Source organism: Rhodococcus sp. 27YEA15 (assembly GCF_049739425.1).
Lineage (GTDB): Bacteria > Actinomycetota > Actinomycetes > Mycobacteriales > Mycobacteriaceae > Rhodococcus_F.
Genome location: NZ_JBMHHW010000001.1, coordinates 3,869,003 through 3,893,377 on the forward strand (window position 1 = coordinate 3,869,003; position 24,375 = coordinate 3,893,377).

Here is a 24,375-nt window from a genome sequence, read left to right on the forward strand (position 1 = left end):
GCAACATCACGCGAACTGATTTGCGGGCAGCTCGAATCCCAAGCGCTCGCGCAACGTCGGGGCGGTGTCCGGGCGCGGATTGACCACGGGGAGAACCTCGGACGTGATCTTGTCCACGCCCGCCGCCAGCGCGAGCGGCCTGAGCACGACGCCGTCCAGCCCGGCAGCTCCGTCGATCTCGCGTAGCAGGTCGACGAGCGCGGCCGAGTCACCGCGATAGAACAGCGAACGCGCGACGTACGGCACTGTCGCCCATTCGTCGAGTTCGGCGAGCGCGTCGTCGGCGGCACCGCGGTCGGCGCCGATCAGAACGTCCACATCGAGCAGTACCCGCACGTTCCGCCCGAGCGCGGCAGCCTGCTCGTGGACGAGCCTGGCCACGGAGGTGGCGTCGTCGACATCGACGGCGCTGATCCGAATGAGGTCGGCGCGCCGCACCGCCAGGTCCCTGGCCTGCGGCAGGCTCGCGTCCACCGCGACCAGCGGCTGTCCCTGTGGGGACCGCGGCGTGATCGACGGCCCCTTGACCGAGAAGTGTTCACCTTCGAAATCGATGTAGTGCAACTTGTCTCGATCGATGAAGCGGCCGGTCGCGACGTCACGAATCTCGGCGTCGTCCTCCCAGCTGTCCCACAGCCGACTGGCGACTTCCACGGCCTCGGCCGCTTCGGCCCACAGCGACTCTTCGCTTTGGGGCTGCTTCCGGCCGAACAGTGCGGCCTGCTCTGCCGTCTCGGACACCGCAACTTGCCAACCGGCGCGTCCGACCGACGAGAAATCGATACTGGCAATGGATTTGGAAACGTGGAACGGTTCGGTGTGGGTGACAGTGGCAGTGGGAATCAATCCGATTCTCGTGGTCAGTGCACTCACGCGCGCGGCGGTGGCAACGGCTTCGAGACGTCCACGTGTGGCGTGCCGTCCCTCCGACTGCACCGCGAACGAATCGGGGAAGAACGCCAGATCCACTCCGCTGCGGTCCGCAGCGGTGACCAGATCCACCCAGTAGGGCGCGGTGAACAGTTCTTCGGCGCGTGAATCAGTGCGCCGCCAGGACGCCGGATGTGCTCCCGTGCCCGCGAATTCGATACCGATCAGCAATGAGTCAGGCTTCGGGTCAGACATGTTCGACCTTTCCAACGGTATGGTCGCGCCCGGGGATCGCCGCGAGCAACGTTTGGGTGTACTCGTGCCGAGGCCGATCGAAGATCTCCGTAGTGGTTCCGATTTCGACCAAGCGGCCGGCGCGCATCACACCGACGATGTCGCTGATCTGCCGAACCACGGCGAGATCGTGTGAGATGAAGAGGTACGTCAGTCCGAGATCGCGCTGCAGATCGTCGAGGAGGGTGAGGATCTGCGCCTGCACCGATACGTCCAACGCCGATACCGGTTCGTCGAGCACCAGCAGGTCGGGCTTCAACGCCAGTGCACGGGCGATGGCCACCCGCTGTCGCTGGCCACCGGACAGTTCGGCCGGTCGACGCCCCAGGAACTGGGCGGGCAGCGCCACCTGGTCGAGCAGTTCCGCGGCCCGCTTCTGCTGTTCCTCACCGCTACCGACCTTGAACGCCCGCAACGGTTCCGCCACGATGTCCTGTACCGAGAGCTTAGGATCGAGTGACGCGTACGGGTTCTGGTAGACCAGTTGGATTCGCCGTCGTAGATCGCGCAGCTCGGCGCCCTTTGCGGCCGTGATGTTCTGCTGATCGAATGTGATGGTGCCCGAGTTCGATTCTTCGAGTCGGACCGCGATGCGGGCTGTAGTGGACTTGCCGGATCCGGACTCGCCCACCAACGACACCGTCTGGCCGCGCGGGACTGTCAGCGAGACGTCGTCCACCGCGGTGATGGAACTTCCGCGCCCCAATTCGAAGCGCTTGGTGATACCGGTGAGGGTGAGCAGCGGGGTCGTGTCGGTGCGCACGGGTCGCTCCACCGGCCCCGAGGACAGGCTCGGAGCCGATCCGAGGAGCTTCTTCGTGTACTCGTGCTGCGGATTGCCCAGAATATCGGCGGTGCGGCCGGATTCGACTATCTTTCCGCCCTGCATGACCAGGATGCGATCGGCACGATCCGCCGCGACACCCAGGTCGTGGGTGATCAGGAGAACCGCTGACCCCGACTCGGCGATTCGTTCGTCCAGATGATCGAGGATACGACGCTGAACTGTCACGTCCAGGGCACTCGTAGGCTCGTCGGCGATGATCAGAGCCGGCTTGGCGACGAGGGCGATTCCGATCAGTACGCGCTGACGCATACCGCCGGACAACTCGTGCGGGTACTGGCGCGCGCGGATCTCCGGGCGGTCGATTCCTGCCCGTTCGAGCACCTCGACGGCGTCCAGTTTGGCCCGACGTCGATCCGCCAGTCCGTGGATACGGAGTACCTCCGCCACCTGGTCACCGATGCGCGTCACCGGGTTCAGCGACGTCGTGGGATCCTGCGGCACCAAACCGATTCGGGCGCCACGGATTCTGCGCCAGGCTCGATCGGAGGACGAGTCGATCCGCTCGCCTTCGAATTCGACGGTGCCGCCGGTGATCCGGCCGCTGCCCGAGAGCAATCCGAGGATGGCATGCGCGGTAGTCGATTTTCCGGAGCCGGACTCACCGACCACCGCGACCACTTCCCCACGCCCGAGCGTGAAGCTGACACCGTGCACAGCCGGGGTGTCTCCGTACGCGATCTTCAGATCGGTGACGGAGAGCAACGGCTCGTTCACAGCGCTCGGCGATCCGTCGACAGTACTCATCGTCGATTACTCTTTTCGATCTCGTGGCCGATGCGATGGGCCGAGATCACCACGGCCACGATCGCAAGACCCGGAAGTGTGGTCATCCACCAGGCGTTGGCCAGGTAGTTACGGCCTTCGGAGACCAGCGATCCCCATTCGGGCGTCGGGGGAACGGCGCCGAAGCCCAGGAAGCTCAATGCCGACACCGCGAGTACGGCCTGACCGAACTCGACCGCGGACAGGGCGATCACCGGTGCGTACGAGTTGGGCAGGACATGCCGACGCAGAACACCGATCCACCGCACACCCGAACTGAACGCTGCTTCGACGTACAGCGCGCCGCGCACCCGCATCACCTCGGCGCGCATCACCCGGGCGAAGTTCGCGACCATCGACACACCGACGGCGATGGCGACGTTGATGGTGCCGAAGCCGAGCGCGGTCACCAGAGCCAGGGAGAGCAGCAGCGCCGGGATGGAGAGGAGAACGTCGACGATACGCATCAGTACCGCGTCCACGACGCCGCCGACGAATCCGGCCAGCAGGCCGATCAGCGATCCGACGACCAGAGCGATGCCCACGGCGACGAGGGTTGCGGTCAAGGACAGCGCGGCGCCGTGAACGAAACGGGTGTAGAGGTCACGCCCGAGATTGTCGGTACCGAACCAGTGCGCCAGGCTCGGTCCCTGCAGTTTGTCGGCCGGCACTCCGGAGAGCGGATCACCGCTGGCGAAGAAGTTGGGGAACAGTGCGAACCCGACGGCCAACAAGACGATCAGCGACGGAATCACGATGCTGGGCTTGCGGATCAGACCGAAGAATCTGGACCCGCGGCGACGCGGAACCACCGGGGCGTCTTCGGGGGTCGGATCGACCAGTACGGGTTCGATCAGCGTCTCAGACATGGGCCGGCTCCAGTTCGTTCGAGCTTTCGGACTGCGACTTCTTGGTTTGGACGATGCGCGGGTCGATCAGGGGGTAGAAGAGATCCACCGCGAGGTTGACGAGCACGAACACCAGCGACGCGAAGACGACGACGCCCTGCACCACCGGGATGTCCTGAGCCATCACCGAGGTCTGTGTCAGTCGGCCGACACCGGCGCGGGAGAACACCGTCTCCACGACCACCGAACCGGCCAGCAGGTTTCCGACGAGCACGCCTGCGATGGTGAACGCGGGAATACTGGCCAATCTCATGGCATGGCGAGTCTGGATTCGCCAGCGGCTTGCACCCTTGGCGTACGCGGTCTCGACGTGCGGCGAACGCAGTGTCGCTTGCAGGCTGGTCGTCAACACCTGTGCGATGACGGCGCCGGTGGGTATGGCGAGTGTGATCGCCGGCAGGATCACCGAGCTGAAACCCTTGTCCCCGAACGCCGGGAAGATGTGCAGCCGGAACGAGAAGAACTGCAGGAGAATCAGTCCTACCCAGAAAGTCGGCACCGCTACACCGAGCGGCGGCAGCGAGAACAACAGGTTCGCGAGCCAGCGCTTGCGGGTGTAGGTGGCGAAGAACGAGATGCTCACGCCGAAGATCAGCGAGAACAGCAGTCCGGTGAGCGCCAACGTCATCGTGCTCGGCAGAGCCGCGAAGATCGCATCGGTCACCGGCTGTCCGGTGGCGATGGAGGTACCGAAATCACCGCGCAGCGAGTGCGTCAGCGACGTCCAGTACTGCACCCACACCGACTGGTCCAGACCGTACCGAGCGCGAAGCTGATCCAGTGCGACCTGGTCCACGGCAATGCCCTGACCGGAGGCGTCGGCAGCCATGCTGACCGGGTCACTGGGCAGCAGGAACAAGATCACGAACGAGATGGTGAACGCCGCCCACAGAACCAGCGCGGCCTGTCCCAGTCGGGTGAGTACGTAACGAGTCATGTCACTTACCCGACAACCATGCGTCGAAGAACTGCAGACGCGAAGACGCTTCGAACTTCAGATCCTGAACGCTCGACGCGGCGCCGACGGCCTGCGAGAGCTCGATGGTCGGAATGGACAGTCCACGATCGGCGATCAGGTGCTGCGCTCGGTCGATCAGAGCGCCACGCTCGGTGTTGTCGGTAGTGGCGAGCTGCTTGGTCAAGATCGCGTCCAGTTCCGGGTCCGCCGCGCGCTTGTTGAGGTTGCGCCCGTCCAGACCGAAGGTGGCGCGGAGGATGTCGGCGTCGGCACGAGTGGAGTTGTAGTAGACCGCGTCGTAGTCACCGGAGTTCTGCTTTTCGCTCAGCTCTCCGTTGGAGACCAGGTTGAGCTGCAGATCCACGCCCACCTTGCGCAACTGCTGCTGGACGAGTTCGAGAATGGCCTGGTTACCGGCGAATACCGGGCTGAAGGTCACCGAGAAGGTCAGCTTCTGGCCGTCCTTCTCCCGGACTCCGTCACCGGTCCTCGTCCAACCGGCAGCATCGAGCAGCTTCGCGGACTTGTCCGCGTCGAAGGTGACGATGTCGGACTGGTCCTTGTAGAGCGGGGTGGTGTGCGCCAACGGGCTGGTGGCGGGGAAGAAGGACGGATCGAGAACGGTGTCGACCAGTTCCTGGCGGTTGATGGCCGGGATGATCGCCTGGCGCACAGCCTGATCGGCGAGAACACCGCGGCTGACGTTGGGCTGGAAGAAGAAGCTGATGCCGGGGTTCGGCCGCGTCAGGATTCGGCCGCCCGCACCTTCGATCTGTGCCGCGTCCTGCGGCAGCGCGTCGCTGACCGCGTCGAGCTGACCGGAGGCGAGGCTACCGGCACGGACCCCGGATTCGGGGACGACGGTGAAGTCGACGCCGTCGAGGTAGGCCTCACCCTGGTGTCCGAAGACTTCAGAACCCCACGTGTACCCGGCGCGCTTCTTGATCGAGACGCTCTTGTCCTGCTGCCAGTCCGAATAGGTGAACGGGCCGGAAGCGACCACGGCTGCGCCCGCGCACCGCTGATCAGAGGTAAGCGCTGTGGTGGAGTCGGCGAGGATTCCGAGCTGCGGCGTCGAAGTTGCCTGCAGGAACTGAACATTGGGTCCGGAGAAGTTGACCTTCGCGGTGTGCGAGTCGACCACGTCGGTGCCGGTGTAATCGGAAAGGTAGCTCTTGGCCAACGAGGCGTTGGGGCCGAGATCCTTGACGGAGTCGAAGGTCTTCTTCACCGAGTCCGCGGTGAGCGGGGTGCCGTCGCTGAAGGTGACGTCGTCGCGCAGGGTGAACGTGAAACTCGACGCGTCGGGGCTGATCTCCCAACTCTTGGCCAGCCACGGCTTGATCTCGCCGGTGTCGGTGCTCTGATCGGTCAGCGAATCCACCACGGTACGAGTGACGTACACCGTCTGGTTGGTACCGGCCTGACCGGGATCGGCGCAGGTAGGAGCAGTCGAGAGTCCGTATCGTAAGGTGCCGCCGGGCTGCGCGGTACCCGAAGCGCCTGCGGAATCACCGCTGTCGCTGCTGCATCCGGCAAGGACGGTCCCGAGAATCGAGATGGCGCCGATACCGGCGATGACAGTGACGCGGGAGCGAGCACCGTGAGATGACGAGGACACCGAAGAAACTCCTAGTGAGGCGCGCCGACGAACGCATTCGTCGACAGAGGTCGACTCGTACGAATCAGCTACGAAGAGAAGAGAAATGCAGGCTCACCCGATGTGACGAGTAGCCGTGGGAAACTGACCCAGGGGTCAGTACGTACAGAAGGACCCTGCGGTACGGCAGAGATCGACATGTCGACGAGACCACGCGGTGTCGAAACCGCCCTCAACTGCCTTCATCGTCCGTATTCCTCCATCGGTCCTGGCGGTAGCACCCGCACCCGATCGCTCGGGGGGTTGCTGCGACTTCACGGAGCCAGGTCTCTCGGTCGCTCTGGATGGTCGTCCGTAAGTTTACGAGTCGATGCCCGGGTGTTGTCAACCCGGGCGGTAGGAATTGCAGCTCGAGTCACACTTTCCAGGTGTTCGCTCGGTTCGGCGGCGCACACTTCCCGGCTACCCGTTCGAAGCCTCCACTACCTTCTCGAAGGGATGCACACCGATCTCGTCGGGCGTGAGATTTCGGTCGAAGAGTGGGGTGTATCCGCTCGCGAGATACAACGCCACCGCTTCGGGTTGACGCGGCCCGGTGGTCAGGTACACCTTTCGATATCCACGCTGGGCGATCACCCGTTCCAGTTCGCGGACCACGATCTTGCCCAACCCACGCCGGCGATACCGGTTCGAAGTCCATATTCTCTTCAATTCGGCAGTACCGGAATCGAATTGACGAAAGGCTCCGCCCGCGATGGGCTCGTCGCCGATGGTCAGTACCAGTAGCGCACCGTGCGGTGATGCGAACTCCTCCGCCGGGTACGTCTCGAGGTCCGCAAGCATCTCCGCTCGCGTCCCGCCGTATCTGGCGCTGTACTCCGTGGCCAGCTCGGCGATCAGCGGAGCGGCCAACCGGTCACTCTGCGCCACCGAACGAACTCGCAACTCGCCCAGTCCGTCCACGAACAGCGACCCCTCCTCGCGTACCCGCTGTTCGTCGACGGAACTCTCTCTCGATGCCACATCCTGGCTCAACGCAACCCCAATCGAAAAACTTCCGGGGCAAGGACATCTCCGCTCACCAGATCGGAGACGAGTTCTCCCAGCGCCGGACCGAACTTGAAGCCGTGACCGGAGAATCCGGCCGCGACGGTTACCGCCCCCACCCGGTCGATCACGAAGTTGCTGTCCGGAGTGTTGGTGTAGAGGCAGGTCAGGGATTCGACCTGCGCCGAATCGACGCCGGGTAGCCAGGCCTGCGCGTACTCCACCAGACGCTGCTCCCCCGCCGCGCTCGGGGTGTAGTCGCGCGTCGCCGGTGTGACCTGCGGACCGGTGGCGTGCTCGCCGATCTTGACGCCGTCCTCGGATCCGAGGCCGTAGATTCCGGCTGTATTCAGCTGGGCGCCCGGATGGTGCACGAAGCTGGGCCAGGCGACGGCAGGGTCGAGCGGCACGAAGTGCGCGGGCTGTTCCTGCGTCGTGCGCAGTTCCGGCAGGACGATCGACTCGCCGAGCCCACTGCGCGCGATCAAGTCCTCCGTCCAGGCCCCGGCCGCTATCACGACGTGCTTGGCGGCTGTGGTGCCACTGCCGGTGACCACGTCGACGCCGTACGAGGCTCGTGCGACCTGCTGCACTTCGCTCTCGTGTCGGACGTCGGCCCCGGCCAGCCTCGCTCCCGCCTTCAGTGCGGCCACCGCACGGTCGGCGTGCAGACGGCCCGCGTCAGGATGATGGAACACCGTCGTGTCGAACCTCAGACCCGGCCAACGGGCGCAAGCCTGCTCCGGGGTGAGGATCTCGCCCTTGATGCCCAGCTCCGCCAATACCGTCGCCTTGGCCTGAACAGCCTCGGGCAGGCCGTGATCGACCGCGCCGGTGAGCTCGAGGAAACCGGTGTCGGTGAGATCCTCGAGCTCGCGCCACAACGGCAGTGCCTGTGCTGCCAGCCGAGTGTAGAACTGGTTGTCGTACGCCTGTCGGTAGATCCGTGATGTGCCGTAGGACGCGCCGTGCTTGTGTCCGGGTACGTGCTGTTCGAGAAGAATTACACGCTGCCCGCGCGTGGCCAGTCGCCAGGCGGCGGAGGCCCCTACGAGTCCTCCGCCGATGACCACTACGTCGACGATGTCAGTCATGAAAGGCAGCTCACGAGGTCTTGGGGAGGCCGGGCGGGTTGATCAGGGACTTGTCCACGGCTTCGGTCGTGATGTTCCATCGTTCGAGAACCTGCTTGTACGTGCCGTTCTCGATGGTGTGGTTGATGGCGTCACTGATTGCCTGGATCAAACCGTTGTCCTTCTTCACCAACACTGCGATCTGACCCTGCAGACTGTCTCCGGCACCGGAGAACTCGCCCACCACTTCGGTTTCACCGGACTGCTTGGCGTGGAACTGCGAGGACGGGTTGGGACCGAAGTAGGCGTCGATACGGCCGGACTGCAGCGGCAGGTAGTAGTCGGTGGTGTTCTGGTAGTAGACGATGTCGGTCGGTGCCAGACCGGCCGCTACGTTGTCTTCACTCCACTTGACCAGCAGCGCTTCCTGATTGGTTCCGGAGCCGACCGCGATCTTGCGCCCGGCGACGTCCTTGGGTTCCTTGATGGAGATTCCGGAGCCCTTCTTCGCCTCGAACGCGAGCGTGTCCAGGCGGTAGGTGGCGAAGTCGTACTTTTCCTTACGCTCTTCGGTGACCGTCACGTTGGAGATGAACGCATCCGTCTCGCCCGAATCGACGCGAACGAAGTTCTGTGCCCAGTCCGCCGTCTGCAGATCCACCTTCAACCCGAGCACGTCCGCGATCAGGTAGGCGAAGTCGGTTTCCGATCCGATGAGGGTCTTGTCGTCGTCGGCGTAGAAACGCAGCGGCGGAGCGGATCCGGCGCTGCCGGTCACGCGTAGGGTGCCGCGGTCACGAATGTCCTGCGGGACCTCCGCCGCAATAGAATCCACCTTGTCGGTGGAGATCCGGTCCTGGTCCGCGGTGAGGTTGTAGCCGGATGCGGAAGTGACGGTGCCCGCGTCGGAATCGGCATCGGCACTGCTGCACGCTGCACTGAGCAATCCGACCGTGGCGAGTGCCGAAATCAGGAAGGTAGCGCGCTTGGATCGGGAAGACATCTATTTTTCCTTTCGGGAAACAAACTGAGTGCGCGTCAGAGAACGCGGGAGAGAAAAGCTTTCGTTCGTTCGTGGGTAGGGTTGTCGATCACCTGGGAGGGTGGGCCCTGTTCGACGATGACGCCGCCGTCCATGAAGACCGCGGTATCGGCCACCTCGCGGGCGAACCCCACCTCGTGAGTGACGATCACCAACGTCGCACCGTCGCGGGCCAGTTGCGCCAGTACCTCGAGCACTTCGCCCACCAGTTCGGGGTCGAGCGCCGACGTCGGTTCGTCGAAGAGGATGACGGCCGGCCGCAACGCCAGTGCCCGGGCGATCGCGACGCGCTGCTGCTGCCCGCCCGAGAGTTGACGCGGATACTGATCGGCCTTGTCCGCCACTCCTACTCGCTCGAGTAATGCTCGCGCCTCGCGATACACCTCGTCCCGATCACGCTTCTGCGCCGACAGCGGCGCCTCCACCACGTTTTCGAGGGCGGTCAGGTGGGGAAACAGATTGAAATTCTGGAATACGAAACCGATGTGCGAACGCTGCTTGAGAACTTCTCGAGGACGTAACTCGTGCAGTCGGTTTCCCTTGCGCCGGTAGCCGATCAGCTCACCGTCGATGCGCACCGTTCCCCGATCGACTTTCTCGAGGTGGTTGAGGGTACGCAGTAGCGTCGACTTACCGGATCCGGACGGCCCCAGGATCACGGTCACTTCGCCCTTGCGCACCAACAGGTCAACGCCGGCAAGTACTTCCAGGGTTCCGAACGACTTGTGAATCCCGCGTGCCTCCACGGCATACGCGGTGTCCTCGGTTACTGCGGTTGCAACTACCTCGGTTGCGGTACCGTCGACCAGTTCTGTGCTCATCGGGAAGCGCCTCTCGGAATGTCGAGGCGCGCGTCGCGGATCTCGACGAATTTACTTCGGATCTTCTGCAACGGCGTCTGTGGTAACGAACGTGCCGAGCCGCGGGCATAGTGCCGTTCGATGTAGTACTGGGCGATCGAGAGCAATGTTGTCAAGATGATGTACCAGATGGTCGCGACCATCAGCAGCGGTACCACGCGGCCGCTGCGTCCGAAGATCACCTGGACCTGGTAGAAGAGTTCGGCGATCGCCATGGTGGACACGATCGAGGTGCCCTTGAACAGTCCGATGACCTCGTTGGCGGCGTTCGGGAGAATGCCACGCATGGCCTGGGGAAGAACGATCTTGAAGAACTGTCGGGCCCGCGGAATCCCGAGTGAGTGCGCCGCTTCGATCTGCCCCTGATCGACGGAGATGATGCCGGCGCGAATGATTTCCGCCGAGTACGCCGCCTGATGCAGCGCCAGCCCGATGACGGCGGCGGTGAATCCGCCGATCACACCGCTGACCTGGAACGTGAAGAATTCGGGTCCGAAGGGGATTCCGAGTGACAAGCTCTGGTAGAGGTAGGTGATGTTGAACCAGAACAGCAACTGCACGATCAACGGGATCGAGCGGAAAGCCCAGATGTACGTCCAGGAAATCACCTGAAGCACGGGGTTGTTCGACAGTCGGCCGATCGCCAGGAAAATACCGATTCCGAATCCGAGGACCGTGCCCCACAACGTCAGCTTGACGGTCATCCACAACGCTGCCAGTACCGACTTCGCCGTGAAGTACTGGGCAAATGTCGGCCAGTCCCAACCCGGGTTGGTGGCCAATCCGTGAATGAACTGCGCAAGCAGCACCAGCACTACGACACTGACCACCCATTGGCCCGGATGCCAGGTCCTGGCGACTACCAGTTCGGAATCGGGCAGATTCTCGTACTCCGACTCTTTGCTGCGAACATCGGTGGGCGCACTCACTGTGAGCTCCGGGGGTGGGTGGACATCGCGAACAGGCCTTTCGAGTGCAGCTCGTCGAACGCCGTCGCGTCGAGCACGGGGCGGTGAGCCGGGGAGGAAGATGGTTTTCACTGCGGGGCGGCACCGTGGACCGGCCGGAAGAGCCGTGGTCCGCGCTGTCGACTCAGCGACAGTGACAGGAGGCTGTTCGGCACAGATCTATGTGACGACGACTGTGCCCGGCGTGCGAGGTGGTTTCCATGAGACTCCTCCATCGGTCCTGGCGGTAGCACCCGCACCCGATCACTCGGGGGGTTGCTGCGACGTCGACGAGCCAGGTCTCTCGGTCGCTCTGGATGGTGCCCAAAGACTAGACGCAGAATCGAAGATCGTCAAATTCTGTATTGCATTGTGCTGCAATAACAATAGTCGAAAAATAGTATTGGAATCGTCTTGATTTCAAGCCTGTCGCATCACCGGTGGGCCGTGTTTAATTCTTTGCCTGTCGACAGCAGACCCAACCGGGCGCTCGAAGCCCTCGACTGCTGCCGTAGCCTCTGCCGAGTGAACGGACTGGAAGCAATTGTCATCCTGCTGGCGGGGGTCGGCGCCGGGGCGATCAATGCCGTAGTCGGCAGCGGCACTCTGATCACCTTCCCGACTCTGGTGGCATTCGGAATGCCGCCGGTGACCGCCACGATGTCCAACGCGGTCGGACTCGTGGCGGGCGGAGTCTCCGGCACCTGGGGGTACCGCCGCGAGTTGGCCGGTCAATGGAACCGTCTCCGCTGGCAGATCCCCGCGTCCGTCGTCGGTGCGGTGCTCGGCTCCTGGCTGCTGCTGCATCTGCCGGAAAAACTGTTCGAGACCATCGTGCCGATCCTGCTGGTACTCGCACTGGCACTGGTGGTCCTGCAACCGCGCATCCAGGCATGGGCGAAGAAACGCTCGACGGAAGAAACCGGCCTCTCGGCGAACCGACTCGCGTTGCTCACCACCGGGACATTCCTGGTCGGCATCTACGGCGGCTACTTCACCGCCGCCCAAGGCATTCTCCTGATCGGGGTGATGGGAGCCATACTCCCGGAAACCCTGCAACGGATGAACGGTGCGAAGAACCTGCTCTCACTCCTGGTCAACATCGTCGCCGCTGCCATGTACATCACGTTACGATTCGATCAGATCAATTGGGCAGCAGTAGGTTTGATTGCGGCAGGCTCCCTCGTCGGCGGCGTACTCGGCGCCCGGTACGGACGTCGCCTCTCCCCCACGGCACTGCGCGCGACCATCGTCGTCGTCGGCCTGATCGGACTGTGGCGGCTACTGGCTTGACTGCCCACATTCAGGCCCGCTCGCTCATACTGGACACATGAGTACCACAGAGGAACAGACCGGCTGGACGTACCTGATGGACATGGACGGTGTTCTCGTCCACGAGGAGCACATGGTTCCGGGAGCCGACACCCTACTGGCCGAATTGACGGCCAACGAGATTCCGTTCATGGTGCTCACCAACAACTCCATCCGGACTCCGCGGGATCTGCGTGCACGTCTGCTCAATTCCGGCCTCGACATCCCGGAGGAGTCCATCTGGACGTCGGCATTGGCCACCGCGACGTTCCTCGCCAGTCAGCGCCCCGGCGGCAGCGCGTACGTCGTCGGCGAATCCGGTCTGACCACCGCACTGCACGACATCGGCTACGTCTTGACCGACAGCGACCCCGACTACGTGGTCCTGGGCGAGACCCGCACGTATTCCTTCGAGGCGATCACGACGGCGATCAGGTTGGTCGAACGGGGATCACGCTTCATCGCCACCAACCCCGACGCCACCGGCCCGTCCCGAGACGGCTCGTTGCCCGCCACCGGATCCGTGGCCGCACTGATCAGCAAGGCCACCGGCCGCGAACCGTATTACGTCGGTAAGCCCAACGCCCTGATGATGCGGTCGGCGCTGCGATCCATCGGGGCGCACTCGGCCAACACACTGATGATCGGTGACCGTATGGACACCGACGTCGTCTGCGGCCTCGAAGCCGGCCTACAGACCATCCTGGTCATGACGGGCATCTCCACCCGCGCCTCGGTGGAGTTGTACCCCTACCGGCCCACCATCGTCCTGGACTCGGTGGCCGACCTCATCGGAAAGACCTCCGATCCGTTCCGCCGCAACACCCCGAACAGCTAGCCCGCACAACGGCAGCCTGCATAACGACGGGGCATTTCACGTCAGCGTGAAATGCCCCCGATCAGCGTCCTCGAAGGGACATGCGACTTATCCCTCGAGTGCACGCCTGAGATCGTTCACCAGATCGACCGTATCTTCCAGCCCGACCGACAGACGGATCACACCGTCCGTGATGCCCACTGCTGCACGACCTTCCGGCCCCATGGCTCGGTGCGTCGTGGTAGCGGGATGGGTGATCAGCGACTTCGCGTCACCCAGGTTGTTGGAGATGTCGATCACCTGAAGTCCGTTGAGAACCTCGAACGCCCGCTTCTTGCCCTCACCATCGGCTGCATCGAGCTCGAAGGTGACCACGGTGCCGCCGCCGCCCATCTGCGAGAGAGCCAGCTCGTGCTGCGGATGCGACTTCAGGTACGGGTACTTCACCCACTTCACACCCGGATGGCCTTCGAGGAACTCGGCGATCTCGAGCGCCGACGCCACCGAATGCCGAACACGCACCGGCATCGTCTCGAGACCTTTGAGAAGGGTCCACGCATTGAACGGGCTCAGCGCCGGACCGGTGTGCCGCATCAAGTTCTGAACGGGGCCTTCGATGTAGTCCTTCGGGCCGAGGATCGCACCGCCCAGGACACGGCCCTGACCGTCGATGTGCTTGGTTCCCGAATACACGACGACGTCCGCACCCAGATCGAAGCTGCGCTGCAGCAGCGGCGTCGCGAACACGTTGTCCAGCACCACCTTCGCGCCGGCAGCATGGGCGAGTTCCGAGACCCGGCGCACGTCGACGAGTGACTGCATCGGGTTGGACGGGGTCTCGAAGAACACTGCCGTGGTGGGCTCGGAGAGCGCCTTTTCCCACTGCTGGTTGTCTTCACCGTCGACGAAGACGGTCTCCACGCCCCAACGCGGCAGGATCTCGTTGCACACCACGAAGCACGAACCGAAGAGACTGCGCGCCGCGACCAGACGATCGCCCTTTGCCAACAGGGCTGCCAGAGCGACGAATACGGCCGACATTCCGCTGGAGGTGGCAAAGCACGCCTCGGCTCCCTCGATCAGACGCAGACGCTCCTCGAACATCTTCACCGTCGGGTTGCCGTAGCGCGAGTACACGAAATGGTCGACTTCACCGGTGAACGCGGCTTCCGCCGCTTCAGCGCTCTCGTAGACGAAACCGGAGTTGAGGAACACCGCTTCCGAGGTCTCTTCGAACCCGGTACGCATCAGACCGCCGCGCACACCGAGCGTCGCCGGACCTACGCCCTCGGGAAGCTCCCGCGAAAACGCGCCGCCCTGGGGAATCCCACTCACTGCTGCCTCCACGGCAGGCCGCTCGCCCGCCAACCGACGTTTCCACGGTGACCTTCGGCGTCGACGCCGCCCTCGAAGCCGTCGAGCATGTTGTACGCCGGGCCGATACCCGCCGCCGTCGCAGCTTCGGCAGCACCGATCGAGCGCTGTCCGGAGCGACACACGAAGATCACCGGACCACCGGCCTCGGTGATCCCCGCTTCCTTCAACTGGTCGACGAAGTTGTCATTGCGCGCACCGGTCGGATAGCTGACCCATTCGACGAATGCGGTCTCGCGGCCGAGCGAGGACACGTCGGGAACTCCGACGTACTTCCACTCGGCGTCGGTCCGGACGTCCACCAGTGCGGCGTCGGGGTTTTCGAGGAGCAGCGCCCACGCTTGCTCCGGCGTCAGATCGCCTGCGTAACTCACGTCCACCATGTTTTCACAAGTGCTGCGGATGCGCTTACGTGACCCGCCGGACCTTCCCGAGCCTGCCTCGACTGTCAGTTGCAGACGAGCCAGCGGTCACCGCTGCGAGTAAGCGTCCAGGAAGACACCCGCTCGCCCTGTCCGCCGCCGGTGATCCGCACGTCGGCGCGAGCGGTGTCACCGTCGAACGTGACGTCGTCGACGCCCTGGAGTTCGACCTTCCCGTCGGCACCGACCAGCGGCCCGGCGTCCGTGTCGAAGTTCGCGCAGGTCAGCGTGTTGACCGTGGGGGTGTCTTTCTGGTTCTCCGCATCGACATAGTCGGTGACCGTGCGTGAGACCAGATCTGATTCGGTGACGTTCTTCTCCGCCGGGGAGAACACCGCCATGAGGACGATGGCGAGAAGGATGGCCCCTACGATGCCTACCGCGAGAAGAAACGGCCCGGCCGACGCTTTCTTCTGCTCGTGTGCGTCAAGGTCTCGAAGCTCGTCACTCATGAGGGCAATACTCCCCCACAAGGCGAGTTTGTGACCCGTCAAGGATCAGCCCCCTACCCGAGGACAGCACACGCGGGAGAGACTAGGAAGAAAGTACGGGTTTACCCACACTCGTTCGAGTGGGAGTGTTGACTCGATCGGCCGCAACCGACAGCCACATGCTTAGGTTCGGCTAAATTGGAAAATTATCGAGAACTTGTCCGAACTCCGAAGAAGGTAGCTGTCCTCACGATGACTGACTCCAATCGTCCGCTCCGGGTCGCGATCGTCGGCGCCGGCCCCGCCGGCATCTACGCAGCCGACGCCCTCATGAAATCCGACACCGCAGTCTCCGGTCGTGGCGTCAGCATCGACCTGTTCGAGCGGATGCCCGCCCCGTTCGGCCTCATCCGCTACGGCGTCGCCCCCGACCACCCGCGCATCAAGGGCATCATCACCGCGCTGCACAAGGTGCTCGACAAGCCTGCGGTTCGCCTGCTCGGCAACATCGACTACGGCACCGACATCACCCTCGACGACCTGCAGTCGTTCTACGACGCCGTCATCTTCTCCACCGGGGCCAACGCCGACCGCGCCCTGAACATCCCCGGCATCGAACTCGACGGCAGCTACGGCGCCGCCGACTTCGTCTCCTGGTACGACGGACACCCCGACGTTCCGCGTACCTGGCCGCTCGAAGCCGAGAAGGTCGCCGTCCTCGGTGTCGGCAACGTCGCACTCGACATCGCCCGGGTTCTCGCCAAGACCGGCGACGAACTTCTCCCCACCGAGATCCCCGCCAACGTGTACGAGGGACTCAAGAACAACAAGGCAGTCGAAGTCCACGTCTTCGGACGCCGCGGACCGGCTCAGGCCAAGTTCACTCCGCTCGAACTCCGCGAGCTCGACCACTCCCCCACCATCGAAGTCATCGTCGCCCCGGAGGACATCGACTACGACGAAGGGTCCGAGCAGGCCCGCCGCAACTCCAAGCAGGTGGACATGGTGGCGAACACCTTGCAGGACTGGGCAATCCGCGACGTGGGAGCCCGCCCGCACAAGCTGTTCCTGCACTTCTTCGAATCGCCCAGCGAAATCCTCGGCGAGGACGGCAAGGTCGTGGGGCTGCGCACCGAACGCACCGAGCTGGACGGCACCGGAAACGTCAAGGGCACCGGAACGTACAAGGACTGGGACGTCACCGCCGTCTACCGCGCCGTCGGGTACCTCTCCCAGAACATCAACCAGTTGCCCTTCGACGAGCAAGCAGGCACCGTCCCCAACGACGCCGGCCGCGTCGTGGCCGACGACACCGCCGAGGGTGCGGAGCGGTTCATGCCGGCCACCTACGTCACCGGCTGGATCAAGCGCGGCCCCGTCGGCCTCATCGGTCACACCAAGGGTGACGCCAACGAGACCGTCGCGAATCTGCTCGAGGATTCGGCGAACTTCGCCGGTGCTGCGAACCCCGACGAGAACGCCGTGATCGAGTTCCTCGAAGGCAAGCAGGTTCCGTACACCACCTGGCAGGGCTGGTACCGCCTCGACGCCCACGAGCGCAGTCTCGGCGAGCCCGAAGGCCGCGAGCGCATCAAGGTCGTCGAGCGTCACGACATGCTGAAGGCCTCCGAGCCCGATCGCGCCTGACCGTTCTGCTGTGCGCCTTGATCAACCCCCGGGGTTGATCAAGGCGCACAGCAGGTTCGGGCGATACGGATGCCCACCGACCACCACCATGTCGGTCATGACCTCTCGATGAACGATCCCCCGCTCGTCAACCGCGTCGCAGCACCGGATGCTCGACGTCGTTGTTCTCGAAGACCACTGTTGCCTGTTGCGCCGGCCGGACCACATCGAGATACATCTTCGATGCCGCGTGATATCGCTGATCGAAAGCCTCCTCCGCCTGCTCACGCCCACCCAACAGATCGGTATCACGCTCGACACCACGCCTGCGGGCGATACCGAGATCGGTGTCGACGAAGACAGTTGCATCCCAGTTGCTTCCGACCGGCTCTCGATGCAGAAAAGTCCCGTCCACGATCAGGACGCATTCGGCTGGAATCGCTTCACGAACGTCACTTGCCGGAGTGTCCGTAGCCAGATCGATGATGCTTCGTCGAATCCTGCGGTCACCGCCCGGCCCGCACGGTACGAGTACGTACTCGATCAGGGCGTCGAAATCGTAGGCATCCAGGTAGTACCCTTCGGCAGACAGACGTCCGCGGCGATGCCGATCCGCACGTCGGTGGTGGAAGCCGTCCATCGACAGATGCACGGCCGGTCTGCCCAGACTCGTGATCGCCCGCTGAATCTCGGTGGCCACGGTGGACTTGCCCGACGCGGTGACGCCGTCCACCGCCACCCGCACCGGATGCCCACATTCGATCTCGCACAGCGCTGCGGCCAACTCGCCGACCACGGCCTGCCGAGTTCCCGGTCCTTTACTCGCCCCGTCATCGGTCACGGGTGACAACAGTAGCGGCCGATCGATGCCCGAGAAAGAGCCACGACATCGAAACCGTCGCACGAAAGCCGCGCGCCGACTCGCCAGCTGGAGGACTGCAGCGGATGTGTCCGACGCGAGTATGTACCCGGGGGTGAAATCTGCCCGACGGCGGTCAAGCCGATCCCGATGAATGCTAGTCTTCGAGCCGACCCGATCGGCCGTGATCGGCGATCGAAACCGACTCTCCCACTCGATTCGAATGCGCCTCGAATCCTGTTGGTTTGTCTTGTGATTCGACCGGTGGACGCGCTCGAACGAGATCGTCACCTCGGCGAATCCGGTCTGTTACGTTTCCCTCCAGCCCGGATCCGGACGCTCCCGGTAGCAGGCATTACAGTTCGCCGATCTCCCGAACTCCGGCGAAGTTGCATGGTGCACTTGGTAATTAATCCGAACTACCCATGCGTCGACGCAGTCGATGACGCCGTTTGCCCACTCCACCCGACACGACCGACACAACCAAAGGACAACGATGAGTGACATGGAAACCGAAACAGAAGGCCCGACGCCGAATCCGGAAGGCGCGCTACTGCAAAGCGGCACCGGCGCCGGGCCCGAGCGGTCAGATCCGGTGGCGCCGAAGTTCAAACTCGCACTGAGCCTTCCGGGACGCGATATCGGCGGGGAGTGGTTGAGCAGGCTCACTGACGAGGCGCCCGCATACCGGAGCTACTGCAGCACCCGGAACCGGCCGCAGGAATTCACCACCTACGAGCAAGGCGGCAGGACATACCTGCAGGATCAAGACGGCTTGTGGTTGTCCCACGAAGGACTCTTCGACCTGCTCTACATGTCGTACTGGAACAACGCCGTCGCCTGGCGAATCGAAGGCAGGCGCCTGCTTCGGGAGAGCGACAACGCCCCGCTCACGTGGCGATACAAGCGTTGGCCCCTGGCCGGCGAGAGGAATTGGCTCCAGGCCGGGGGTCTGCAGGAAAACATTCTCGATGTGCAGAAGGTCGAGTTGTGACGAGCCGGCACCGCTGACCTCGAACGATCGGCACCCGCGCTCACGGCGCACTGCACAGCGGTCTGCCGGATCGCGTGTCTTCGCACATCGAGCTGCTCGCACGCGCATCTCGATGTGCGACTCGCCGTTCTCGTAGGACGAGAAACTCGGATTGATCGAGCACCGCCGATGCTCACGCTATCTGCTGTCGGCAACGCGAACAGCAACGCGCCGAGTGCTCACGCCCCGCTTGCGGCCCTCGAATATCGTGGGCTGGAGCGTAACAAGCAGGCAACAGTGACATCGAATTCCGAGGTGTGCGGCAAAAACATCACCCTCGAAGCCGCCCCGCGACAGCGGACGACAGCCCGGGTGGTGCCACCGTCAGTGTCGTCGACCCGGCCGGGAACACACTGAGGTTCTGCCAACCTGGATGAGAGGGAAAGCGACTGACATCACACCCGACCGGTGGGTGTGTGCACAGCCCCATGGTCACAAGGCAAAATAGACACCGTGTTTGACGCCCATGTTCACATCATCGACCCGCGCTTCCCGCTGGTCGAGAATCACGGGTACCTTCCGGAGCCGTTCACCGTCGCCGACTACCGCGCCCGAGTTGCCTCCACCGCGGGGTTACGGATCGACGGTGGAGCCGTCGTCACAGCGTCGTACCAAGGCAACGACCAGGAATATCTGAAGGCTGCACTGGCCGAATTGGGTCCGGGCTGGGTCGGTATCACGGCACTACCCCTCGACACGACGGACGCCGACATCGTCGCCCTGGACAGCATCGGTGTCCGTGGGGTTCGGTTCAACCTTCGCCGCGGAGCCACCGACCTTCGACTCCTCTCCGACCTCGCGAACCGGGCTTTCGACCTGGTCGGCTGGCACGCCGAGTTCTATGTCGACGCAACGCTCCTGCTCTCACTCGAACCGGTGTTCGCCAAGCTGCCCGCGGTCAGTATCGACCATCTCGGAATGTCCACCCGCGGGCTGCCGTACCTGCTCAACCTCGTCGATCGAGGGGTGCGGGTGAAAGCCACCGGATTCGGCCGCACCACCATTTCCGACGTCGGCACCGTTCTGCGTCAGATCCACGCCGTCAACCCGGAGGCGTTGATGTTCGGAACAGATCTGCCCGGCAGTCGAGCTCGCCGTGCGTTCGAGACGCACGACCTCGACGTGATCGCGGACGCCGTCGGCGATGACCTGCCCGCTGTGTTGGGCGGCAACGCCCGCTCCTGGTATCGATGCATGCGGGCGTCCGAAGCCGGTCTGGACGGAGCAGCTCAGACCAGCACGACGGCGCCGAGCCACAGCCCGGCCGCGATCAGCGCACCGAACAGTTCCACCAGCATCGACAGCCCCACCGCTTTCACGGCGTGAAGCGTCGACGACCACGCCGGCGCCCATCGGCGTAGGCGTGCGAGTTCCGCGCCGTAGGTTCCGAGAACGAAACCCAGGAACAAACCGAGCACCGGGACCACGAAGAAACCGATGATGCCGACGACACCACCGATCACCACCGACAGGTTCGGTACGCCACCGGCGCGCATCCGTTGGCCCGGCCAGGTGTATTTCACCACTGCGGTGACGACGAGCGCCAACGTCGCCAATGCAAGAACCACCCAGGCCGTTGTCCCTCCGGTCATCAACGCCCACAGCAGAATCGCACCGAACACCAGCAGCGTCCCCGGAATGATCGGGACGACGACGCCGATCACGCCGACGAGGATGACCAGCCCTACGACGATCTCGGCGCCCGGACTCATCCGATCGGATGCACCTTCGATGCCGCCTCACGCGCACGAGCACGAGCGGTGTCCACATCGCCTGCCGTGGACACCGCGACGCCCATTCGACGCCGGGTGAAACTCTCGGGCTTGCCGAAGAGACGAAGATCGGTCTCGGGTACCGCGAGTGCGTCCGCGACCCCGTCGAACCCGATACCGGCGGCCTCGACGCCGCCGTAGATGACCGCGGACGCGCCCGGGGTGATGAGCGTCGTGTCCACCGGGAGCCCGAGGATCGCACGAGCATGCAGCTCGAACTCAGAAAGACGTTGAGTACCAAGAGTTACCAAACCGGTATCGTGCGGACGGGGGCTCACCTCGGAGAAGTAGACGTCGTCGCCCTTGACGAACAATTCGACGCCGAACACTCCGCGACCGCCGAGCGCGGTGGTGACCTTTTCGGCGACGTCGTGAGTTGCCGCGAGCGCACGCTGGGACATCGGTTGCGGCTGCCACGATTCGACGTAGTCCCCGGACTGCTGCAGGTGCCCGATCGGATCGCAGAACGAGGTCTGCACCGCACCGTTCTCGCCGATCGCACGTACCGTCAACTGCGTTATCTCGTAGTCGAAGTCGACAAATCCTTCGACGATCACACGGCCGTGGTTGACTCGCCCGCCCGCCATGGCGTGATCCCACGCCGCAGGCAGATCGTCGGCTGAACGGACGGTGGACTGCCCCTTGCCCGACGACGACATGACCGGCTTGATCACGCAGGGAAATCCGATGCGATCGGTGGCGGCCTGCACCTGCTCGAGTGAGTCGGCAAACGCGTAAGCAGAGGTAGGAAGCCCCAACTCCTCGGCGGCCAACCGCCGGATGCCCTCACGATTCATGGTGAGCTGGGTAGCCCTGGCGGTGGGAATCACCACCGCCGCGCCACGCTCCTCGGCCAGTGCGAGCGCATCGGTAGCGATCGCTTCGATTTCGGGGACGACGAAGTGCGGCTTCTCGGATTCGATCAGCGCCAGCAGGGCGTCCGGATCACTCATGTCGATCGTGTGCGACCGATGTGCCACCTGATGCCCCGGCGCATTCGGATACCGATCCACCGCGATCACCTCGACGCCCAGCCGCTGCAGCGCGATCACCACTTCCTTGCCCAACTCCCCCGAACCCAACAGCATCACTCGAATTGCCGAATCGGTCAGCGGTGTGCCGAATTGCAGTGGCAGGACGGGCAGGTGCGAGGAGGTCGAATCAAGCTGCATGGTGGCACTATATCGTCGATCCGCATGGTCGAGTCGGTCCAGACGCCGGATCGCGGGCAGGTCGGCGAACGGTCATCGGCCGTCGGCCGTACCCAGTCGGTCGAATGCACGCCGGCTCGAACGCGGAGCAGTCGGTTTCCGGAACGTGCGTGTCTGGGTTCCCGGTTCCGGACCCTGCTGCGGTAATTCACCGTTGCTGACATTGCGTGCCTTGACGAGGTTGCGGCCACCTCGTTTGGCCTCGTACAGCGCCGCGTCGGCGATGCTCATCAGCGCGGGCAGGGTCGGTGTCGCGTGATCGACCCATGCCACACCGATACTCACGGTGCTCGTGATGCCGGTTGCCTCGGAGTACTCGAGTTGGGAAAGACGAATGGATTCGGATACGGCAACGGCGCGGGTGAAGCTGCAATCGAGCAGAAGGACGGCGAATTCCTCACCCCCGAGCCGACCGACCAGATCTCCCTCGGACAACAACCCTGCAGTTCGTTCCGCGAAATCCGCAAGCACAACATCACCACCCATATGTCCGTGGGTGTCGTTGATGCACTTGAAGTGGTCCAGGTCGAGCATCAACATTCCGGCCGGCGACTTGGTTCGGGCCGCGTAGGACAACTCGTCTTCGGCGTGACGGAGGAACGACCCGCGCGAGAGAACACCGGTGAGGTGGTCGTATTCGACAGCCAGGAACAACTCACGCTCGGCTGCCCGACGTTCCTGAGTAGCGCAGGCGACCGCAATCGGCCCCAGGGCGATGAGGGTCACCGCGATGGACGTGACGACATCTTCGTTCCATCTCGACGAGTTCGCGTCACCGATCGCCAGCCGGCCACTACCTGCCATCATCAGCGCCCACACCGACCACACCAAGGAGACCAGCGCGGTGCTGGGAACGGAAATACGCGTTGCGCACCACAGCAGAGCGGGCAACGGGAGAACCAAAGCGATGGGGCCTTCGATGTTGAAGGCGATAGGAACACAGGCGAGAGTCGCGAGCAGCGGCACAGCCATGGTGGCCAGAGTTTTGACCGTCAGGTATCGCCGCAGTTCGGCGAGGCCGGACGGGATTCCCACGGACAGGACGAACGGTAAGACCAACAGGTAGGCCATGAACTCGGTGCTTGCCCAGTGGAAAAGTGTCACGAAGAAGGGTTCGTCTCGAATCAACTGATCCAACAATCCCGCTGTTGCCGCCGTCGAGACAGCACTCACGGCCGCGACGAGCACCAGCCAGACCAGAGACTGTGAATCAGCCAGCCGTAACGGCATCCGCTTCGCGGAGCGGAGCAAGAGGACTCCGGCGAGGACACCGAGCAGATTCGCGCCGTTCAACTGCAAGGTCATGGAAAGCGAATTGCCGGTGGCCATGTCCGCTGTGACGTACGCGAATGCCGCGGTAACCCAGGTCGGCCATTCGATCAGAACCGGCCACCTAATCATCATTCCCAGCAGAAGCGCGTTTGCACACCAGAACATGGCGAGGAGCCCCGGCGGGCGGGTCAGGATTCCGACCAGTGCCGCTATCAGGACCACGACGAATACCACCGGCAGTCGGATGCTTCGACTCATCCTTGCCATTGGTCACCTCGCGGTCTGCTACATGTGAATCCGATGTGCTGCGATCGTCTGATGGGCGATCGGGCGCGCAGTGAATCCGGCGAGCGTCGTATTTCGGTTGTCCCGTCGAGCTATCGTACGCACGAATACAGACAGCTCGGACGAAAAACGAAAGTGCCCCCGACCACATCTTGGCCGAGGACACTTTCGTTACAGTTAAATTCAGGCTAATCGCCCATACGTACCCGTTGCCGAGTCGGATTACCCGAGCGAACCGGATCCACCCTTGCTCGAGGGCGACGAATCGCCGGACAGCGAACCGGTGGGGACAGAAGTGAGGAAATTGCCGAGCGCGGTCAACAGGGGTCCGAGTGTGGACAACGATCCGAACATGGGTGTGTCTCCTGTATGTCTGAGATGATGTGAACATCCAACACAATTCGCCTGTGAACAGCGACGGAAGCGATCCGGGGACTCCAGAGCCGGGGCGATGGAGATCATCCCCGGACGCCGTTCCGATTTGTGATGGAACACACTGACGCGTGTTGAGGAGCAACATATCGAGCCCGCATACCGACTGTCCAGGACCGCCGGTTATCGAATAGTTACTATTCGCTACCCGGAGTTACAGATTAAGGTGTTTGCACCTTTTCAATGGGACAAACTGTGACATAGGTCGAATTGGGTGTGATTTATATCACACTCAACGCTTCGAGGCTCGAATGGACGCGACCGCCAGTTGACATCTGGCAACAAATCGGATCGAACGGTTCTCGCCCGTCGCCGACGCCGC

24 protein-coding genes and 2 riboswitches are annotated in these 24,375 nt (G+C 63.5%); of the genes, 5 read left to right on the top strand and 19 right to left on the bottom strand.

Translation table 11 applies throughout. The annotated features are described in order from the left end of the window. Window positions 1–6: 6 nt before the first annotated feature. From ABH922_RS18020 to ABH922_RS18070, 11 genes are all read right to left on the bottom strand, one after another. The gene (locus ABH922_RS18020) at window positions 7–1,125 is read right to left on the bottom strand and encodes an LLM class flavin-dependent oxidoreductase (RefSeq protein WP_424808212.1); all 1,119 of its coding nucleotides are present in this window, start codon (window positions 1,123–1,125) and stop codon (window positions 7–9) included. Then, window positions 1,118–2,755, bottom strand: coding sequence for a dipeptide ABC transporter ATP-binding protein (locus ABH922_RS18025; protein WP_424808213.1), 1,638 nt, complete (start codon window positions 2,753–2,755; stop codon window positions 1,118–1,120). Before ABH922_RS18025 ends, ABH922_RS18020 begins: the two co-directional genes overlap by 8 nt. Then, entirely contained in the window at window positions 2,752–3,642 is an 891-nt protein-coding gene (locus ABH922_RS18030; protein ID WP_424808214.1) for an ABC transporter permease, read from the bottom strand. The genes ABH922_RS18025 and ABH922_RS18030 overlap by 4 nt, the downstream gene beginning before the upstream one ends. Further along, window positions 3,635–4,618, bottom strand: coding sequence for an ABC transporter permease (locus tag ABH922_RS18035; protein WP_424808215.1), 984 nt, complete (start codon window positions 4,616–4,618; stop codon window positions 3,635–3,637). Before ABH922_RS18035 ends, ABH922_RS18030 begins: the two co-directional genes overlap by 8 nt. 1 nt (window position 4,619) lies before the next feature. Next, window positions 4,620–6,260 (bottom strand): ABC transporter substrate-binding protein, encoded by a 1,641-nt coding sequence (locus ABH922_RS18040; RefSeq protein ID WP_424808216.1) that lies wholly within the window; start codon window positions 6,258–6,260, stop codon window positions 4,620–4,622. 135 nt (window positions 6,261–6,395) lie between these two features. After that, window positions 6,396–6,485 carry a putative leader peptide gene (locus tag ABH922_RS18045; RefSeq protein WP_424808217.1) on the bottom strand — a complete coding sequence of 30 codons (90 nt, stop codon included), beginning with the start codon at window positions 6,483–6,485 and terminating at the stop codon, window positions 6,396–6,398. A 10-nt stretch (window positions 6,486–6,495) separates the two neighbouring features. After that, window positions 6,496–6,590: riboswitch (SAM riboswitch) on the bottom strand. Window positions 6,591–6,701: 111 nt separating this feature from the next. After that, window positions 6,702–7,202: a GNAT family N-acetyltransferase gene (locus ABH922_RS18050; protein ID WP_424809712.1), complete on the bottom strand. Its 501-nt coding sequence runs from the start codon at window positions 7,200–7,202 to the stop codon at window positions 6,702–6,704. Between the two features lie 68 nt (window positions 7,203–7,270). Next, window positions 7,271–8,380, bottom strand: coding sequence for an FAD-dependent oxidoreductase (locus ABH922_RS18055; RefSeq protein ID WP_424808218.1), 1,110 nt, complete (start codon window positions 8,378–8,380; stop codon window positions 7,271–7,273). A 10-nt stretch (window positions 8,381–8,390) separates the two neighbouring features. Then, window positions 8,391–9,362, bottom strand: a complete 972-nt coding sequence (locus tag ABH922_RS18060; RefSeq protein WP_424808219.1) for an ABC transporter substrate-binding protein — start codon at window positions 9,360–9,362, stop codon at window positions 8,391–8,393. A gap of 35 nt (window positions 9,363–9,397) precedes the next feature. Beyond that, a complete protein-coding gene (locus ABH922_RS18065; protein ID WP_424808220.1) occupies window positions 9,398–10,222 on the bottom strand; it encodes an amino acid ABC transporter ATP-binding protein in 825 nt (274 codons plus the stop codon). Beyond that, window positions 10,219–11,190, bottom strand: coding sequence for an amino acid ABC transporter permease (locus ABH922_RS18070; protein ID WP_424808221.1), 972 nt, complete (start codon window positions 11,188–11,190; stop codon window positions 10,219–10,221). Before ABH922_RS18070 ends, ABH922_RS18065 begins: the two co-directional genes overlap by 4 nt. A 247-nt stretch (window positions 11,191–11,437) precedes the next feature. Then, window positions 11,438–11,532: riboswitch (SAM riboswitch) on the bottom strand. A gap of 201 nt (window positions 11,533–11,733) precedes the next feature. On the opposite strand from ABH922_RS18070, the gene ABH922_RS18075 reads away from it, so the two are divergent. Continuing rightward, window positions 11,734–12,501: a sulfite exporter TauE/SafE family protein gene (locus ABH922_RS18075; protein WP_424808222.1), complete on the top strand. Its 768-nt coding sequence runs from the start codon at window positions 11,734–11,736 to the stop codon at window positions 12,499–12,501. A 37-nt stretch (window positions 12,502–12,538) separates the two neighbouring features. Next, window positions 12,539–13,357, top strand: a complete 819-nt coding sequence (locus ABH922_RS18080) for an HAD-IIA family hydrolase (protein ID WP_424808223.1) — start codon at window positions 12,539–12,541, stop codon at window positions 13,355–13,357. A gap of 87 nt (window positions 13,358–13,444) precedes the next feature. Here the strand turns inward: ABH922_RS18080 and ABH922_RS18085 are convergent, their stop codons facing one another. From ABH922_RS18085 to ABH922_RS18095, 3 genes are all read right to left on the bottom strand, one after another. After that, a complete protein-coding gene (locus ABH922_RS18085; RefSeq protein WP_424808224.1) occupies window positions 13,445–14,671 on the bottom strand; it encodes an O-succinylhomoserine sulfhydrylase in 1,227 nt (408 codons plus the stop codon). Beyond that, window positions 14,668–15,084 (bottom strand): rhodanese-like domain-containing protein, encoded by a 417-nt coding sequence (locus ABH922_RS18090; RefSeq protein ID WP_424808225.1) that lies wholly within the window; start codon window positions 15,082–15,084, stop codon window positions 14,668–14,670. Before ABH922_RS18090 ends, ABH922_RS18085 begins: the two co-directional genes overlap by 4 nt. Window positions 15,085–15,158: 74 nt before the next feature. Next, window positions 15,159–15,584: a hypothetical protein gene (locus ABH922_RS18095; RefSeq protein ID WP_424808226.1), complete on the bottom strand. Its 426-nt coding sequence runs from the start codon at window positions 15,582–15,584 to the stop codon at window positions 15,159–15,161. A 231-nt stretch (window positions 15,585–15,815) separates the two neighbouring features. On the opposite strand from ABH922_RS18095, the gene ABH922_RS18100 reads away from it, so the two are divergent. Next, window positions 15,816–17,210: an FAD-dependent oxidoreductase gene (locus ABH922_RS18100; protein WP_424808227.1), complete on the top strand. Its 1,395-nt coding sequence runs from the start codon at window positions 15,816–15,818 to the stop codon at window positions 17,208–17,210. Window positions 17,211–17,337: 127 nt separating this feature from the next. Here the strand turns inward: ABH922_RS18100 and ABH922_RS18105 are convergent, their stop codons facing one another. After that, entirely contained in the window at window positions 17,338–18,030 is a 693-nt protein-coding gene (locus tag ABH922_RS18105) for a hypothetical protein (RefSeq protein ID WP_424808228.1), read from the bottom strand. 514 nt (window positions 18,031–18,544) lie between these two features. Here ABH922_RS18105 and ABH922_RS18110 point away from each other — a divergent pair. Both ABH922_RS18110 and ABH922_RS18115 read left to right on the top strand, forming a co-directional pair. Then, window positions 18,545–19,042: a hypothetical protein gene (locus tag ABH922_RS18110; RefSeq protein WP_424808229.1), complete on the top strand. Its 498-nt coding sequence runs from the start codon at window positions 18,545–18,547 to the stop codon at window positions 19,040–19,042. A 492-nt stretch (window positions 19,043–19,534) separates the two neighbouring features. Next, a complete protein-coding gene (locus ABH922_RS18115; protein WP_424808230.1) occupies window positions 19,535–20,407 on the top strand; it encodes an amidohydrolase family protein in 873 nt (290 codons plus the stop codon). Here ABH922_RS18115 and ABH922_RS18120 read toward each other — a convergent pair. The 4 genes from ABH922_RS18120 to ABH922_RS18135 all read right to left on the bottom strand — a co-directional run bounded on the left by ABH922_RS18120 (window position 20,311) and on the right by ABH922_RS18135 (window position 23,975). After that, the gene (locus ABH922_RS18120) at window positions 20,311–20,793 is read right to left on the bottom strand and encodes a DUF456 domain-containing protein (protein ID WP_424808231.1); all 483 of its coding nucleotides are present in this window, start codon (window positions 20,791–20,793) and stop codon (window positions 20,311–20,313) included. The genes ABH922_RS18115 and ABH922_RS18120 overlap by 97 nt on opposite strands. Further along, entirely contained in the window at window positions 20,790–22,025 is a 1,236-nt protein-coding gene (gene purT, locus ABH922_RS18125) for a formate-dependent phosphoribosylglycinamide formyltransferase (RefSeq protein ID WP_424808232.1), read from the bottom strand. The genes ABH922_RS18120 and purT overlap by 4 nt, the downstream gene beginning before the upstream one ends. A gap of 72 nt (window positions 22,026–22,097) precedes the next feature. Further along, on the bottom strand, window positions 22,098–23,594 hold the full coding sequence (locus tag ABH922_RS18130) for a diguanylate cyclase (protein ID WP_424808233.1): 1,497 nt from the start codon (window positions 23,592–23,594) through the stop codon (window positions 22,098–22,100). 249 nt (window positions 23,595–23,843) lie between these two features. Continuing rightward, complete coding sequence (locus ABH922_RS18135) at window positions 23,844–23,975, bottom strand: hypothetical protein (RefSeq protein WP_424808234.1); 132 nt, start codon at window positions 23,973–23,975, stop codon at window positions 23,844–23,846. Between the last annotated feature and the right edge of the window lie 400 nt (window positions 23,976–24,375).